Below are 15946 nucleotides of genomic sequence, written 5' to 3'. Positions count from 1 at the left end.
CCAGCTAATATCTGCGAGCCTTTCTCTGTATTTGGCGACATGCTCATCGAGTATCAATTGCTCCGACTCATTGAGTGGCTCACCTTCAGTAAATTTTTGGCTTACCCAATTGCCTTTAAATAACTTGTGCCATCGTATCACAATCGCTTTATCCGACAGACGCTTAGCCTTTTTATCATCAACATATAAAACAATGTGGGTGTGATTACTCATCACGGCATAAGCACAGATATCAATACAAAACACATCTGCCAACATCAGGAGCTTTTCTTCAACCCAATCACGGCGGTGCTCGTATGATTTTCCAGTAAATTTATCTTCACCGCACAGAAAGGCGCGCCTCACGCAACGGGAGATACAGTGGTAGTATTTGGTGTCGGTTAAACTAATTTGTTTTTTACGGGCAGTAGCCATAGTTTGGTTTCCTCAATCCTTTGAGTGCAGAATTAAAGCGTAGGCGGAATCTTAGGAAGGTGCAAATTAGTGGTGGGTGTCAGCGATTTGAGCGATTTGACTCTTGACCAAAATGAACGGGTTGGGCGCCTCGTTAAGCGACTTTAACAAGCTCTTTATAAATACCTAAGCCAATGAAAAATATGTTATGTTTGTTCATGTTAGCCTCTGCTGTTTAGTTATTTGACAAACTAATTATGGCATTGGCTTTAAGCTAACCCACGAAGAGGTGGAGACAAGTGCCATGTGGGAGTCAATATGTCTAGGTATATCAGGAAAGAACCGTGAATAAATTTATATTAGTGTTATTTTGTTTTCTTTTTTCATTTTCTAGTAGTGCACACGAGAATTTCACGTCAGAGCAACTAATTGAGAAAGCAAAAGTATTTGTAGCGGCAAAAAATGCGCGTCAACAGCCAAATACAACAATTAAAGAGATAGAAAACTATATCTCACTGCTTTCTGATGACTTTATCGATGAACACGTCAAATTTAAATTTACTTATACAGATAAATCTAAACTCCGAGAGGATATGATTAATAAATTAAAAGATGAAGTCATTCATAGTTCAATAGAAATAAATGAGGTAATGGTTGGCGCTAATGTCGTCTTTGTAAAAATGACCGAATCAGGTAAAGTAAAACCTGCTCATTTAGATAAAACTATTGAATATAGTAAAACCAATATTGTTTCACTTGAGTTTAATCAAGCGGGCTTAGTTAAGCACATTCGTCGACACCACGGGTAATCAATACCATACAAACGCTTTAACACATTAGTGGTGGGTGTCAGCGATCAATAGAACTACAACATAGAGAGCTTTAGTTGTAGCTAAAACTTGAGTCTCACTTTACCCTAATTTGAGTTGTTATTATCCATACAGAGGCTTTAACCAAGGAACGAAAAATAGCAAGCTCGCGCTCCTTCGTCGCTATTTTATGCTGCTTCTTGGGGGAGTTGTTGCACAGTCTTCACTTTCCTTCAAAGTAATACGGCTTTCATGTAAAGGTTTCACCTTCTGTGTCCCACCAAAAATTTCTAGTTGACTTCATGGGTACTAACCACTACATTTGTAGTGGTTGAAAACTACAGATGTAGTGGTAGAGGTGATAAGTGAAACTAAGTGAATTTGAATTAGACGTGATGAAGTTACTTTGGCAACAAAATGCATGTACTGCCAGTGAGCTTCATAAATATCTTCTTGCAGATGATACAAGAACAAAAAAAGTGGCTTATAACACAGTCAAAACAATCGTAGATCGACTAGAGCAAAAAGGTGCAGTCGAGCGCTGTGGTCAGCAGGGGAGGTCAATCGTCTATCAAGCAAAAGTGACTCAGCAAGCGCTTTCACAGCAGGCAACACCGCGTTTTATGGATCGCTTTTTTAAAGGTAGTTCACGCAGCCTGATAGCTCATTTCATTAAAGAAGAGAGTTTAGACGATGATGATATTGAGTATTTACAAAACCTACTTAAGAGCAAAAAACAGAAGACAGAGAGCGACTAATGTTTGATTACTTACTCACCGCAAGCTTGCTCAGCATGTTTAGTTTGACTAGCTGTTATTTTCTGAAAACTGCGCCTGCACGAACGCGCTTTTATGTGTTGGTAGTAGGGTTATTGAGTTGGCTAATTCCATGGCAGCAACTTTCCCCACCCCCTTTTTTAATAGATCTGGAGCTTTACACTATTGAGGTGAGTTCTATTTCAGACTCAGGGTCAACTCCACCGAACAGCATCAAGCAAACCACTTTGCAAACCGAATCAAACTGGCTTTCTGGCTATACCATAAACCAAGTGTTTTCAAATTTGTTTGTATTTCTGACAGTGGTAGGTGGAGGACTATTTTTAGCGAGAGTATGGTCGTATAAAAGGTTACTAAGTGGCATAGAAAAAGGTGCCTACACCAGTGAAGAGCATCAATATCTACACACGTCTTGCACCGTAAAATTTACAGAATTGAGTACCCCAGCAATTACGACAGGCCCATTACAGCACACCATTTGGTTAGATTTTAAGATGAAAGGTCGACCAGAACTCGATTCCGTGATTGAGCATGAGTTAACGCATATCAAGCATAAGGACACATATTGGTTATGGCTAATATGTGCGACTGAAAGCGTCTTCTTTTGGAATCCATTCTGTTTGTTGTTAGCAAATTTGGCGCGACAACAAATCGAACTCAGCTGCGATGAAAGCTGTATGGAAAAACTGAGTGATAAATATAGATACGATTTGGCCAGCTTACTGTTGTCCGAACATCAATACCGGCATGAACATGCGTCATTAGGTCATTCAGTATTAGCCGTATCTCACTCGAAAAGTTTCAATATTCAAAGAGTTAAAACACTAAACAAGGAAAAGAAAATGAAATTATCCCATTTAATGATTATCACGGCAGCACTGTCTTGTAGTGCCTTAGCTGCTAACCAAATCGTCTCTGAAAAGCAGGTAACACAAGAAGCGAGTAAACAAAAGAGTGAAAAGTCAGCGCGATATCAACAGCAATTGAGAGAGCTACTCGCTGGGGCGAAAGGCGCGAAATCGAATGATGAAACACAGCTTAAAGCAGCGGTTTCACACATTTTAAATTGGCATAGTAACCGCGGTTCGTTAAATGGTTTTGAAGAGCTGGATATAAAAGTAAAAAGCTTTACCTTGCTCGACCAAACCTATCATAAGCTAGGTCAACACGAAGCAATCTTGACCGCTTACACTAATTGGTTTCCTGAAGGCTCTACTCAACCGCCATTTTTAAAAAACAGATTGGCATCAGCTTATATGCACCTTGGGCAACATCAGCAGGCAGCAGAGCAACTAGAGAGTTTATCTGAAAAAATGCAAAGTCGCTTTCAAATCGGTAGCGCTACTGATTTGGCACGCGCTTACATTGAAATGGCAGACTACGATAAAGCATTAGCTGTATTAAACAGTGATGTTGTAACCAGCGCTGAAAATCAAACATATCAAGATATCCTAAGATACTATGCATACGAAAAACTGAATAACCAAACAAAGGTGAACGAGTTGAAAGAGCGTTTACCTGCGGATTATGCGAAAACGCCGGCAATATTACCTCGCTTACCTCGACCCGGCTCTTTGTTACTGGCGAAGTTATAAATCATTTAAGAAAGCCTGTAAGATGCAGGCTTTTTTAATTTACTAAACTAACCGTGCGCTAGCCGAACAGTTCATCTTCTAGTGTTTTACCGTTAACTAACGACTTGTAACGCCAACCCTGTTCACGGCAAAGTCGGAGTACGTCAATATCAACCTGTTGGCCGCTACGGTACTCAATAAGCAGGGCGCCACTGGCATTTACTGTCACCTCTTCAACGCCTTGTAAGGATTTCAAAAGCGCTATGTGACTACTGGTGCCAGACTCTTTAAGTTTTACAGTCAGCGTGGCAAGTTCCGCTTCTTGGATGCGGTCAACAGCAGTTAATTTACCATGCTGTAAATGTAATACCTGATCGCACAAATCATCGAGTTCTACTAAATCGTGTGAACTCAAAATAAAAGTCGTTTCAGATTGAAGCCTTTTTACTAGGTTTCTGATCTCACGAGCATTCACGGGATCTAATCCAGCCGTGGCTTCGTCAAGCAGTACAATTTCAGGCTTTGAAAGTAGCGTTTGAGCAATACAGATACGTTTTCGCATGCCATGAGATAACTCATGAGGTTTGGCGTGATAACAGTCTTTGAGGTCGACAAGCTCAAGCACTCTGTGCGTTTCACTCTCGGCCGCTTTCGCATCTAAACCTTGAAGTTGTCCGTATAAACGTAGCTGATTACTGACAGAAAACCTTGGATCAAGCTGAGCATCCTGTGGAAGTGCGGCAAGGCGACCAAAAAGTGCAGCGCTGCCAGGTTTGTGACCTAAAATCTGAACATTGCCAGCATCTGCATTTAGATACCCGCAAAGTGTGCTAAAAAGGGTGGTTTTACCCGCACCATTTGGGCCAACAAGCGCAATGGGTGAACCTGCGTTTAGGGTAAAAGATACGTTATCTAGTGCGCGCTTTCGTCCATACTCTTTCACTAAATTATTAACTTCAATAATGCTACTCATAGCATGCGCCTTCTTAATAGTTCACAACTAATTGCAATTAACACGAGGCTATGCAGGACCGGTGTGGCAAAGCGAGTGAGGTTGATATTTTGTGCGATGGTTTCTGTGCCTTGGAATCCAGGAAAAAGATAAAACAGATACTCCGCGTAAGCGCTGTACTCAAGTGCAAAAGCGACCAAAGTAGCGAGCGTTAAGTAGGTTAAAATTGCGTAAATCATACTCATTTTGCTTGAGTTAGCAAAGTGATTAGCAACAGACATCAGGGCAATAAATGGCGCAGTAATAAGCGTTAGCTCTAAAACAATTAATGTAGCCCGACTTAGCCCTGTGAGCCACAAGCTTGGGTCGCGCACCACCATTAATATCCAAGCACCTACAGCAGAAATCGCTATGAGCAGCAACGTATTGAATACCTGCCCAACAAAGCGGCCAACAACAATTTCCGCGCGAGATGTGCGCAGGGTTAGAAATCTCAGTGTGCCGCGGGTTCTATCTTCTACAGTTTGATCTGCGCTTGAAAAGATCACAAAAAGAGGAAATAAAAATATTGACCAAACTAAGTACAGTGCAAGTTCCATTTCAGGCCATTGGGCAATACGGTGCATACCAACGACGCCAGAAAAACTCTGGATCATATTTTTGAAGTTGGGGTCGCTGACAATGGATACCGCTTCTGCAATGGCGTAGCGCAAAATGGCGTACCAAACCAAAACAAATGCGGCGATGGCTATCCATCCGCGTTTCGTTGCAAACAAGCGTTGCAATTCAAAGATGGCAATTAGGCCAATTCTTTTTATATTCATAAGGATCCTTGCAAGTGACAACACAGACTTTCACTGCTAGAGCGGTAGGCTGACTTTGATTTGAGCGTATATGATTGGCGCTAAAAAAGGAAGTTACTGAACTGTAACAAAATTAAACCAATAAAAAACGGGCACGATTGAGTGTGCCCGTTTCTGAGTTTAAATTTGCTAGCAATTACCAGCCGCAATTACGGCCTTTATTTTGCTCATCTAGGTATTTTTGCAATGGTGCAAAGTAGTCAAGTACTGCTGTTGCATCCATTTCATCTTTACCTGTTAGCGTTTTCAGTGCTTGTTGCCAAGGTTTGCTGCTGCCCATTTCAAGCATGGCATTTAAACGCTCACCAGCTGCTTTCGAGTTGTAAACAGAACAGCGGTGAATGGCTTCTTTGCTGCCAGCAATTTCACAAAGTGATTTGTGGAACTGGAACTGCAAAATATGCGCTAAGAAGTAACGAGTGTAAGGTACATTACCTGGTACGTGGTATTTTGCACCTGGGTCAAAGTCATTTTCAGTACGTGAAATTGGTGCTTTAACACCTTGATATTTCTCTCTTAATTCCCACCACGCTTGGTTGTACTCTGCTGGAGAAATCTCACCAGAGAATACTTTCCAGCGCCATTGGTCGACAAGTAGACCGAATGGAATAAATGCAACTTTGTCGAGTGCCATCTTCATCAATAGACCGATATCTTTTGACTCATCCGGTACGTTATCCAACAAACCAATTTGCTTTAAGTAGCCAGGTGTTACAGATAGCGCGATGGTGTCGCCGATAGCTTCGTGGAAGCCATCGTTGGCACTTTCTTGGTAATACACAGGCTGTTGATTGTAAGCGCGCTGATAGAAGTTATGGCCTAGTTCATGGTGGATAACTGAGAACTCTTCACCGGTGCGTTGGATACACATTTTGATGCGTAGGTCGTCTTTGGCATCTAAGTTCCATGCTGATGCATGACATTGTACGTCGCGGTCTTGTGGTTTAATAAATAAAGAACGTTCGTAGAAAGTCTCAGGTAATGGGGCAAAACCCATAGAGGTGAAGAACTTTTCTGCACCTTTTACCATTTTGATTTCGTCGTAATTGTGTTTAGCCAGTAGCGCTGTTACATCATAACCCGGATCTGCGTTTTCCGGCGCGACTAAGTCATAGATATTGCCCCAGCTTTGTGCCCACATATTGCCAAGCAAGTGCGCAGGAATAGGCTGGTCTTGAGGCACTTTATCTTCGCCGTATTTCTCGCCAAGCTTGGCTCTAACATGACAGTGCAGCGAATCATATAGCGGCTTTACTTGGTTCCAAGTACGGTCAAGTTCTTTTGCAAAGTCGTCCGCTGGCATGTCGTACTTACTGCGCCACATGGCGCCTGTGTCTGCGTAGCCAAGCTCATTAGCACCTTCATTGGTAAGTACCACTTGCTTTTCATAGAGTGGACGCATCGGCTTTGACACTTCTCGCCAACCTTGCCAGATGTCTAAAAGCTCTTCATAGTCGCGGCTATTCGCCATCTTAGCCGTCATGTCGCCAAGGCTTAGGCAAGTGCCATCATCTTTACAGTATTTGCCCTTGCCGTACATACCATCAAGCTCTGCAGTGAGCTTTGCAAGTTCCGCTGTTTTGTCAGCATCTTTTGGTGCAGGTAATGTCAGGTTTAGCTTCAATTTGTCAAGCTTGCGGCGAGTATCTTCGTTTAACGTCAAGCCATCAAATTGTGCAGCTTGGTTAGCAAGCTCCACGAGCGCAGCGGTGTATTCCTCATTCACGTCCGCAGCAAGAGAAGCAGTGTCGTGAGTAATAAAGTTTGCATAAATCCAAGCTGAGCGGCTAGAGCGGAAGTTAAGGTCAACCAGCTGTTCTGACGCCTTATCTAAAAATGCAACTGCATCGGCTTCTGATAGCGCTTTATTTGTAGTTTCAGTGGATTTGCAGGCAGAGAGTGCAAAAGTACTGGCAACGATGAGTGCGCCAACACTTAACTTAAATCTTGGTTTCATAGGGTTCACTTGTTGTTTTAATGAATACACGAGCCGACTTAACGCTAGACGGCATTTTAGTATCTATAGCCAGCTACACTAATTGGGTTAATTGCTAAAAATCAGCAAGTAAATTAATCCAATTAGTATTAGTCGTATGAACAACTAATCGTACTGAGCGCGGCTTTTTCGCGCAGCAAAGCATCATTTTTTGCTGTGGTGGCAAGAATAATAGCAGGACGACTTTAAAACGACAATTTTGCGATGGACAAACAATGAGATGCGAGCGCAGATAAAAGTTGAGTTAGTGTGATTATTAACCATAATTAAGGCAGTCAATTGTATCAAAAGGCCGTATTTGAAGCCTGCAAAAAGGAGTGCATATGACTTTAGTTTTATTGGTGATATTGGCAATTGTGGTGGTATTTTGTGTCCGTGATATCAGGGTTAAGTTGATCACTAAACCGCTCTTTAATTATTTCAAAACGTCATTACCTGAACTCTCCCTAACTGAGCGAGAAGCGATGGAAGCGGGGAGTATCTGGTGGGATGGTGCGTTGTTTTCGGGTAAGCCGAATTGGCGAAAGTGGTTGAGCAATGATAAGCCAAAGCTGAGCGATGAAGAACAGGCATTTATAGACAACGAATTACATACGCTGCTAAAAATGCTTGATGAAGAAAAAATATCTGAGGCTCAAGACCTGCCTGAAGAGGTTTGGCAATTTTTAAAAGAAAAGGGCTTTTTTGCTTTTATTATTCCAAAGGCTTTTGGTGGTCGGGAATTTAGTGCTCAGGCGAACTCCACCATCGTTGCAAAAATAGCCAGCCGTAGTTTGTCTACGGCGGTGACCGTGATGGTGCCAAATAGTTTAGGCCCTGCGGAGTTACTGCTTCATTACGGTACCAACGAACAGCAGAATACTTGGCTGCCAAAGCTTGCCTCGGGTGAGGCGCTACCTTGTTTTGCATTGACCTCGCCAGAGGCGGGATCGGATGCGGGTAGCATCCAAGACTTTGCGATTGTGTGTGAGCGTGAATTTGAGGGAGAAAAGCAAATTGGACTTGCGGTAACTTGGCAAAAACGATACATCACGCTGGCGCCCGTCGCTGATGTATTAGGACTTGCGTTTAAGGTTTACGACCCGGATCAATTGCTTTCGAACAAAGTAGAGCTTGGGATCACTTGTGCACTTATTCCGACTGCACATGAAGGTGTGAAAACTGGAGATCGACATAACCCGCTGGGCCAAGCTTTTATGAATGGCACAACTAGTGGTGAAGATGTTTTTATTCCACTGGCTTGGGTGATAGGCGAACAGGCAGGTATCGGCAAAGGGTGGCGCATGCTGGTGTCGTGTTTAAGTGCTGGACGGGGGATATCTTTGCCTGCATTGAGCGCGGGAACCGCTCAATTAAGTGCCAGAACGACTTCGGCTTACGCTGGTGTCCGTCGCCAATTTGGTGTACCTATCTCTGCCTTTGAGGGAGTGCAAAGCGCGTTAGCCAGAATTTACGGCTATAGCTATCTTATTGAAGCGGTGAGACAAACCACTGCGTTGGCAATTGATTTAAAGCAAAGTCCTTCGGTAGTCACTGCGATTGCCAAGTATCACCTCACTGAGCATGCAAGGGTGGCATTAAATGATGCGATGGATATTCATGGCGGAAAAGCCATTCAAATGGGGGAAATGAATTATCTTGCTCACAATTATATGGGGATGCCGATTTCTATTACCGTTGAGGGCGCCAATATCTTAACTCGAAGCTTGATGATTTTTGGTCAAGGTGCAACGCGTTGCCATCCTTTCATACTCAAAGAAATGAGTATCGTACAGCAAGAAGATCAATTAATCGCATTGAAAGAGTTTGATGAAGTGCTTTGCAAACACTTGCAGCATACCTCTGTGAATGGGCTTAAGGCATTTTTTAATGGCTTCACACTTGCACGTTTCGAACGTGCGCCAGTTAGTGGTGATGTGGCGGCGTATTACCGACGGCTAACATGGTTGAGCCAAGCACTTTCTGTGTATAGTGATATCGCTATGTTAAAGCTAGGCGGTTCACTAAAACGTAGAGAAATGCTCTCTGCAAAATTAGGAGATGTCCTGAGCTTTCTTTATATCGCCTCGTGCGTATTAAAAAAATACGAAGATGATGGCCGTCAGCAAGGGGACTTACCGCTGGTAAAGTTTGCCTTAGATCACTGTCTTAACGAAGCAAGTAAGGCTATTTATGCATTTTGCGATAACTTTACCGCAGCACCTCTGGCATTTTTGCTAAAGCGTATGGCGTTTCCTGTTGGTAAGTGGCTCAAAGCGCCAAGCGACAAATTGGCGGTGCAGGTATGTAGCAATGTTTCTGATCATAACTCGACCCGTGAACGTATCTCGCATCTGTGCGCCGTGGTAAAACACTCTGCGATAGATACGGTTGAGCATGCTTATTTACTGGAAAAGGCGCATGCTCCACTAATGGCAAAATATCGTAAGTGGTGTAAACAAAATAGCGTGAAATTGGTGGGTAAGACATTGAATGAAAAACTCAGTATCGCAATGGACGACAAGGTGATTGATGATAAGAGTTCTGAAACCATCTTTTGTATTGAAACGCTAGTTGCAAAAGCGATTGCTGTTGATGCAAAAGCGCCCAACTAGTTTGTTGTGACGGAGGGATATTGGCTAATTTGTTAAAAAAGCCCCGACAACGGGGCTTTCCAATCTAATTCTTGAGTTAACGCGCAAAGGGGTCGGCTAGTACCTTGTCTACGTACCATTTGCCTTTTTTGCGTACCATACTGACACTACGCATGTCGTCTACTTGCTCACCGTGAAGCTGACCTGTAAAAATTAAATTAATTTTTGCGCTGTCGCCATACTGTTCGCGCAGACTTTGATTGGTCATATCAACTTCTATGGTGACTTCATCGTATTGCATATTCACTAAATTTCTGGCGAATTGCGACGCAGTACCGTAAGAGCGCATGATACGCGCGTGACGGGGAGTGGCGATTTTCATTGCAGCATCTAAATCTTTTTGATTATAGAGTGCGTCAAAATACATTGTTGCGGCATATCCAGGAGTGTCCTTGTCACCACTGACATTATCCTCTGAGCCGCACGCTGAGAGTAAAATCATTGCGGCTAAGACAACGAAAGTTTGCTTAATAAGTGACTTTGTCATGCTAAAATACATCATATGCAGTCTAAAATTATTCACAATAAGTTAAGTTTGTCTGCTAACGGCCGATATGTAAAGCCAGTAAATGAAATAAATGTATTATGTGCTAAGGGTTTAAGATGTCTCGTTTAATATCACTAGCTTGGTTCGCTTTATTTTTAGTAGGGTGTGGATCGCAGCCTGAAATTAGTAAAGGGGTAACAAGCCAGTTGACGCAAAATGGCATAATACTCGGGCATTTTTCTAAAGATGGAAAGTGGAGCGTAACATTAGACAGTAACGCTGAAATCCATATTTATGACAATGCCAATCAGTCTGTCATATTCTCAGTACCCAAAGACAAAATAAAAACACCAGTTAAAGAAGTTTTGCTGTCAGATGATAAGGAAATGCTCATCGTGGCAGGTGAAAACCTTATCTCAATTTGGTCTGTTCCAAAGCAAAAGTTGATAACGAACGTACCTTTTGCAGGGGTGAGTCCACTAGCTTCAATCTCTGCTTTAGCGCTTTCCCATAACAATCAGCGTTTGCTTGTTGCGATGGATGATGGCTCACTCAATATGGCGGATCTATTCACGAAGTTAAACAATCGTTTTATGCCACATACTCGGCCGATAGAGCATTTGGCGTTTGACAATAGTGGCGACTATTTTGTTACAGGCGCGCAAGATGGGTTGGTTGCCCTTTGGCAATTTGCCTCACCAGAACCTTTATATGAGCATCAATTTAGTCATCGTGTTACCAGTTTAACAGTGAGTCATGATGGCAAGCACTTATTCGTCTCAGATGGGTTGAATGCGCAACATGTACTAGACTTTGAGTCTGGAAAACAGCTCAGTGAGCTAAAGTATATGGCGCGTTTTAAGATGTTTAGAAAGGCCAAATTTATTTCTGACTCAGGCTTACTTGCGACATCATCGTCAAAGTCTCACCTCTCCATCTGGCGCTATGAGAGCGGGGAAGAATTAGGTACTTGGTCTATTCATACTGAGAATGAGGGGGCAACGGTAGTCGATATGTATGTCCCAAACCCAGACACCTTAGTAACGCTAAATAGCGACGGTATGCTTGAGACGTGGGCGGTTAACGTACTTGCTAAAAAGTAAGGGAGTGAAATCACTCCCTATAAACCTCAGATTAATTGCAGTTTGACAAGCAAAACTTGAAATTAGGCGCGTTGGAAGTCATAAACGCTACCAAGATTAAGTAATTGGGTGAGTTCATCTAGTGCAGCATAGGACTCTTGCAGTAGGCTCGGATCAGCTAAATCCTGCTCTGTGACTTTATCGCGATAATGTTTATTGACCCACGCGCTTAGTTGAATAAATTTGTCTTCACTCATCATCACTTCTGGATTTACCGCTTTTAGCTCAGCTTCATTGAGTGCTACACGTAATCTCAAACATGCAGGTCCACCACCATTTTGCATACTTTGGCGTAAGTCAAAAAAGCGTACTTGCGAAATCGGATTTTTTGCACCGAGCATATATTCGATATACGCGGCAACGTTATCATTCTTCGCACATTCCTCCGGTGCAACCAGCATCATCTCGCCTGATGGCAAGGTGATCAATTGTGAGTTAAATAGGTAGCTTTTTACTGCGTCTTCAACACTCACTGCATGTGTCGGAACTTCTACAATATGTAAAGGCTTTTCGCCGATATACGCTTGTCTAATTTTGGTTAGACTGGAGGTTTGATCAATGAAGGCTTGATCATGGCAAAACAGCACATTCTCATTGCCCACCGCAATGACGTCATTATGGAACACGCCTTGATCAATCACATTTGGATTTTGCTGGATAAAAATTGCTTGCTTATCATCTAATTGATGTAGCCTTGCAATCGCTTGACTTGCTTCTAATGTTTGCCGAGCAGGATATTTAGTAGGACCCTTTATATCGCTGTTAAAGCCACTTGAACCGTACACAAATAATTGTAGACCTTTACTGCCATGGCTATCGGCGAGGCGAGTGTGGTTTGCAGCACCTTCATCGCCAAAAAAAGGCTGCTCAGGCAAATGCTGGTGATGTGCAAAATATTGCGCATTAGCGAACATAGCACGAAGTAAATTCGTGGTGGTTTCTGGCTCTATTGAACGGTGAAATTTGCAGTTTAAATTGGCACTTGTGAAATGTACTTTGCCATCGCTGGAATCAATAGAAGGCGATACAGTCGCCGCATTTGCCGTCCACATTGCAGAGGCAGAGTAACAAGCTCGAAGCAATATAGGGTCGTGTTTATATGCTTTTTCAAGTACTTGTGCATCAGTTCCCGAAAAGCCAACGCGACGCAGTGGGGCTAAACTCGGGCGTGCGTGAGGTGCGAATATTCCTTGTTTTAGGCCGATATCATGCATTGCTTTCATCTTTTCAAGACCTTGCAATGCCGCTTCTTTTGGATTAGAGACGCTGGTAGCGTTAGAAAGTGACGCGACATTACCATAAGATAATCCGGCATAATTATGTGTTGGCCCTACTAAGCCGTCGAAATTGACTTCATAAGTCATGAGTGCGGTTCCTGTTGCGAATAGTTATAGATAACTAGTATGAGGCGGTTTCACTGGTTTTTAAAGTGACTTAGGTCAAATTAGGCGTTTGTACTTATTTAGCTTTAGCACGCAGTCATTGCAAAACAAATTAATAGGGAATTGGAATTAACCTATTACAACGCAATTCCTCACGTTTACTAAATTCGACTGCATCCTAGCGAGTCTCCTGATCACAATGGTGAACAGTGGAAAAAACAATTGCTGCAGCCTTAGTTAAACCAGCTTTCATTGCAAATTTATCCCTCGTTGCCCACAATAGGGTTAAATTCCTTTTTATATCAAGGCAAACCATGGAAGTTGAACATCAGGAAATTGCCAATTTTTTAGTAGCTTACCCGCCGTTTTCGGATTTGCCTCAAGAGGCACTACATAAACTCGCAAGCCAAGTCGAAGTAGGTTACTACCGAGCGGGCAGCGGCATTTTGGAATATGGAGAGCAGATCACTTACTTGTATGTGATCCGATCTGGTGCTGTCGAGCTCTATCGGCGCTCAGGTGAGTTATACAATCGTATTTCCACAGGTGGGATCTTTGGCCAGCGTGGTTTATTGATGAATCGCAAAGTTCGTTTTGGCGCTCAAAGCCTTGAAGATACACTAGTGTACTGTATTCCTGTAGGCATTTTTGATGAGTATTGCGACGTTTATGAAGCGTTTGCTGATTATTTTGAAGCAGACGATAATGCGAGACTAAAAATCACGGTTTCTGAGCAAGCCGACAGCAACGATTTGACCACGGCCAAAGTGCGTAAACTATTGCTACGCGATGTGGTGTACGTTGAACGCAACGCCACGGTACAGCAGGCAGCTCAAGTGATGGCAAAAGAGCATGTGTCATCACTACTTATCTATGACCCCGAGAAACCAGTTGTCGAAGATCCAGATGAAGATGATGGTCAGGTGGTTGGCCTTATCAGTGACAGAGATCTTCGCACAAAAGTAGTCGCTGAGGGGCTGAATTATCAAACTCCGGTCTCTGAGATTATGTCGACTGACCTTATTATTGTTGACTCCAATGCCTACGTCTTCGAAGCCATGATGCTGATGCTAAGAGACAATGTGCATCACTTGCCTGTTGTTCATAAGCGTAAACCGATAGGAGTGGTCGCGCTATCCGATATTTTGCGCTACGAGTCTCAAAGCAGCCTGTTGTTTGTTAGAGGGCTAATGGACCAGCAAAGTGTTGAAGACTTGAGCAGTTACGCCAAACAGCTTCCTGCAATTTTTACTCGGATGGTGAATGAAGACGCCAATTCACACATGATTGGTTCTGCGATGTCGATTATAGGTAAAACGTTTAAACACAAGTTACTCGAACTCGCGGAAGCAAAAGTAGGTCCACCACCAATTCCTTACTGCTTTATTGCCCTTGGCTCAATGGCTCGGGATGAACAATTAATTGTGACCGATCAGGATAATGCACTGATCTTGGATGACAGTTATCAACCCGCTGAGCATGGCGCTTACTTCGAAAAGTTGGCGAAGTTTGTGTGTGATGGTCTAGCCAATTGTGGCTATAAATATTGCGATGGTGGGATCATGGCAAGCAACCCAGCTTGGCGTCTAACTTACAGTCAATGGTTAGCACAATTTGAAGACTGGATAGAAAACCCCAGTCCTGAGGCTTTACTTAACAGTTCGATTTTCTTTGATCTGGAAGGCGTCTGGGGTGAAACAAAATGGGCTGAGAAACTCACTGCTTTTATCAGTAAAAAGGCCAAAAGCACCCCTAAATTTTTGGCTGCGATGGCACATAATGCGCTAAGAAGAACACCGCCTTTGGGCTTTTTTAATGGTTTTGTCCTTGAGCAAGACGGTGAGCACAGGCGTTCGATGAACATTAAACGCCGTGGCACAGCACCGCTTTCAGATTTGGTTCGAGTGCATGCCCTTGGCGTTGGTTCTAAAAAACAAAACTCCTTCGAGCGATTAGAAGATATTGATGAGGCAAATATACTGCCAAAGGGTAAGGTGCTAGATTTGCAAGCTGCGCTTGAATATATTGCCATCATGCGTATTCGCCATCAAGCATGGCAAATTGAGCAGGGCGAAAAGCCTGATAACAGCTTGCCGCCTGAAACACTCTCTGATTTTGAACAGCGTAATCTTAAAGAAGCTTTTGGCGTGTTAGACAAAGCACAGAGCTTTTTAAAGTTTCGCTATCAAAACAAATCCATGATGAAGTAGCGGTGTAATATGCAAGGCGAGATTATGTCATGGCCAAATCGCTTTCAGCATTTGGTAGAAACGTCGAAAGACCCGAGAATTCAAGCATTTTATCAGCAAGGCGTGGTAGATCCTTACCAGCAATTGAGCCAGTGCGAGTTTGTTGCCCTTGATTTTGAAACTACAGGGCTCGACCCAAACACCGATGATATTGTGAGCGTTGGTGTCGTACCATTTGACTTACGACGGATCCGCTTGGCTCAAGCGAAGCATTGGTTAGTGAAGCCAACCAGTCCGCTGGCTGAGGAGTCTGTGGTACTGCACCGGATCACACACTCACAAGTTGAAAGCGCGCCAGATCTGCAAGATATTCTTGAGGAAGTGTTTGCTTCGCTGCATGGTAAAGTCATAGTGGTGCACTATCAGTTTGTCGAAAAGTCATTTTTCGATTCTGCGCTAAAAGCGAGATTGGGTGAGGGTATTGAGTTTCCAGTGATTGATACGATGGAAATTGAAAAGTCAGCGATAAACAACGCCAGAGGCTGGCTTGATAAGCTCAAACGTAAACCAATTCCTTCGGTACGTTTAGCTGACTGCAGAAAGCGCTATGGGCTTCCCTATTATCAGCCACATCATGCCTTGTCCGATGCGTTAGCAACGGCGGAGCTATTTCAAGCTCAAGCTCAATATTGTTTAGACCCATCAGACATGGTGAAACGCTGGTGGAGCTAACCCCAAATAACAAAAAGG

At 43.2% G+C, this 15946-nt stretch carries 12 protein-coding genes and 1 pseudogene; 7 read left to right on the top strand and 6 right to left on the bottom strand.

Annotated elements, in window-relative coordinates:
- A pseudogene (locus MHN32_RS17055) lies at nt 1-414 on the bottom strand (transposase); the annotation flags it as partial.
- 323 nt (nt 415-737) lie between these two features.
- Between MHN32_RS17055 and MHN32_RS17050 the strand changes: the two are divergent.
- The 3 genes from MHN32_RS17050 (at nt 738) to MHN32_RS17040 (ending at nt 3573) form a co-directional block, all read left to right on the top strand.
- Nucleotides 738-1202 carry a nuclear transport factor 2 family protein gene (locus MHN32_RS17050; protein WP_174168753.1) on the top strand — a complete coding sequence of 155 codons (465 nt, stop codon included), beginning with the start codon at nt 738-740 and terminating at the stop codon, nt 1200-1202.
- Between the two features lie 365 nt (nt 1203-1567).
- Nucleotides 1568-1960 carry a BlaI/MecI/CopY family transcriptional regulator gene (locus MHN32_RS17045; RefSeq protein WP_239422378.1) on the top strand — a complete coding sequence of 131 codons (393 nt, stop codon included), beginning with the start codon at nt 1568-1570 and terminating at the stop codon, nt 1958-1960.
- On the top strand, nt 1960-3573 hold the full coding sequence (locus MHN32_RS17040; RefSeq protein ID WP_239422377.1) for a M56 family metallopeptidase: 1614 nt from the start codon (nt 1960-1962) through the stop codon (nt 3571-3573). Before MHN32_RS17045 ends, MHN32_RS17040 begins: the two co-directional genes overlap by 1 nt.
- Before the next feature lie 58 nt (nt 3574-3631).
- Here MHN32_RS17040 and MHN32_RS17035 read toward each other — a convergent pair whose 3' ends face one another.
- The 3 genes from MHN32_RS17035 to MHN32_RS17025 all read right to left on the bottom strand — a co-directional run bounded on the left by MHN32_RS17035 (nt 3632) and on the right by MHN32_RS17025 (nt 7324).
- Nucleotides 3632-4525, bottom strand: a complete 894-nt coding sequence (locus MHN32_RS17035; protein WP_239422376.1) for an ABC transporter ATP-binding protein — start codon at nt 4523-4525, stop codon at nt 3632-3634.
- Nucleotides 4522-5328, bottom strand: coding sequence for an ABC transporter permease subunit (locus MHN32_RS17030; protein ID WP_239422375.1), 807 nt, complete (start codon nt 5326-5328; stop codon nt 4522-4524). Before MHN32_RS17030 ends, MHN32_RS17035 begins: the two co-directional genes overlap by 4 nt.
- A 175-nt stretch (nt 5329-5503) precedes the next feature.
- On the bottom strand, nt 5504-7324 hold the full coding sequence (locus MHN32_RS17025) for a M2 family metallopeptidase (protein WP_239422374.1): 1821 nt from the start codon (nt 7322-7324) through the stop codon (nt 5504-5506).
- 362 nt (nt 7325-7686) lie between these two features.
- Here MHN32_RS17025 and MHN32_RS17020 point away from each other — a divergent pair, with 362 nt between their 5' ends.
- On the top strand, nt 7687-9957 hold the full coding sequence (locus MHN32_RS17020; protein WP_239422373.1) for an acyl-CoA dehydrogenase: 2271 nt from the start codon (nt 7687-7689) through the stop codon (nt 9955-9957).
- Between the two features lie 76 nt (nt 9958-10033).
- On the opposite strand, the gene MHN32_RS17015 is transcribed toward MHN32_RS17020, so the two are convergent.
- The gene (locus MHN32_RS17015) at nt 10034-10483 is read right to left on the bottom strand and encodes a hypothetical protein (protein WP_039497631.1); all 450 of its coding nucleotides are present in this window, start codon (nt 10481-10483) and stop codon (nt 10034-10036) included.
- 116 nt (nt 10484-10599) lie between these two features.
- On the opposite strand from MHN32_RS17015, the gene MHN32_RS17010 reads away from it, so the two are divergent.
- Nucleotides 10600-11586: a hypothetical protein gene (locus MHN32_RS17010; protein ID WP_095727524.1), complete on the top strand. Its 987-nt coding sequence runs from the start codon at nt 10600-10602 to the stop codon at nt 11584-11586.
- A 62-nt stretch (nt 11587-11648) separates the two neighbouring features.
- Here the strand turns inward: MHN32_RS17010 and astB are convergent, their stop codons facing one another.
- A complete protein-coding gene (gene astB / locus MHN32_RS17005; protein ID WP_039497635.1) occupies nt 11649-12989 on the bottom strand; it encodes an N-succinylarginine dihydrolase in 1341 nt (446 codons plus the stop codon).
- A 332-nt stretch (nt 12990-13321) separates the two neighbouring features.
- Here astB and MHN32_RS17000 point away from each other — a divergent pair, with 332 nt between their 5' ends.
- The gene (locus MHN32_RS17000) at nt 13322-15217 is read left to right on the top strand and encodes a DUF294 nucleotidyltransferase-like domain-containing protein (protein WP_239422372.1); all 1896 of its coding nucleotides are present in this window, start codon (nt 13322-13324) and stop codon (nt 15215-15217) included.
- A gap of 9 nt (nt 15218-15226) precedes the next feature.
- A complete protein-coding gene (locus MHN32_RS16995) occupies nt 15227-15928 on the top strand; it encodes a 3'-5' exonuclease (protein ID WP_010604944.1) in 702 nt (233 codons plus the stop codon).
- Nucleotides 15929-15946: the final 18 nt, after the last annotated feature.

The sequence above is a fragment of the Pseudoalteromonas sp. Of11M-6 genome (genome assembly GCF_022347905.1).
Lineage (GTDB): Bacteria > Pseudomonadota > Gammaproteobacteria > Enterobacterales > Alteromonadaceae > Pseudoalteromonas.
Note: the sequence above shows the minus strand (reverse complement) of the source record. Positions and strands in the feature narration are given on the sequence as shown.

Bases quoted from the DNA above. Each gene is read 5' to 3' on its own strand.
- MHN32_RS17040 (WP_239422377.1), top strand. From the start codon at position 1,960: ATGTTTGATTACTTACTCACCGCAAGCTTGCTCAGCATGTTTAGTTTG.
- MHN32_RS17035 (WP_239422376.1), bottom strand. From the start codon at position 4,525: ATGAGTAGCATTATTGAAGTTAATAATTTAGTGAAAGAGTATGGACGA.
- MHN32_RS17030 (WP_239422375.1), bottom strand. From the start codon at position 5,328: ATGAATATAAAAAGAATTGGCCTAATTGCCATCTTTGAATTGCAACGC.
- MHN32_RS17025 (WP_239422374.1), bottom strand. From the start codon at position 7,324: ATGAAACCAAGATTTAAGTTAAGTGTTGGCGCACTCATCGTTGCCAGT.
- MHN32_RS17020 (WP_239422373.1), top strand. From the start codon at position 7,687: ATGACTTTAGTTTTATTGGTGATATTGGCAATTGTGGTGGTATTTTGT.
- MHN32_RS17015 (WP_039497631.1), bottom strand. From the start codon at position 10,483: ATGACAAAGTCACTTATTAAGCAAACTTTCGTTGTCTTAGCCGCAATG.
- MHN32_RS17010 (WP_095727524.1), top strand. From the start codon at position 10,600: ATGTCTCGTTTAATATCACTAGCTTGGTTCGCTTTATTTTTAGTAGGG.
- astB (WP_039497635.1), bottom strand. From the start codon at position 12,989: ATGACTTATGAAGTCAATTTCGACGGCTTAGTAGGGCCAACACATAAT.
- MHN32_RS17000 (WP_239422372.1), top strand. From the start codon at position 13,322: ATGGAAGTTGAACATCAGGAAATTGCCAATTTTTTAGTAGCTTACCCG.
- MHN32_RS16995 (WP_010604944.1), top strand. From the start codon at position 15,227: ATGCAAGGCGAGATTATGTCATGGCCAAATCGCTTTCAGCATTTGGTA.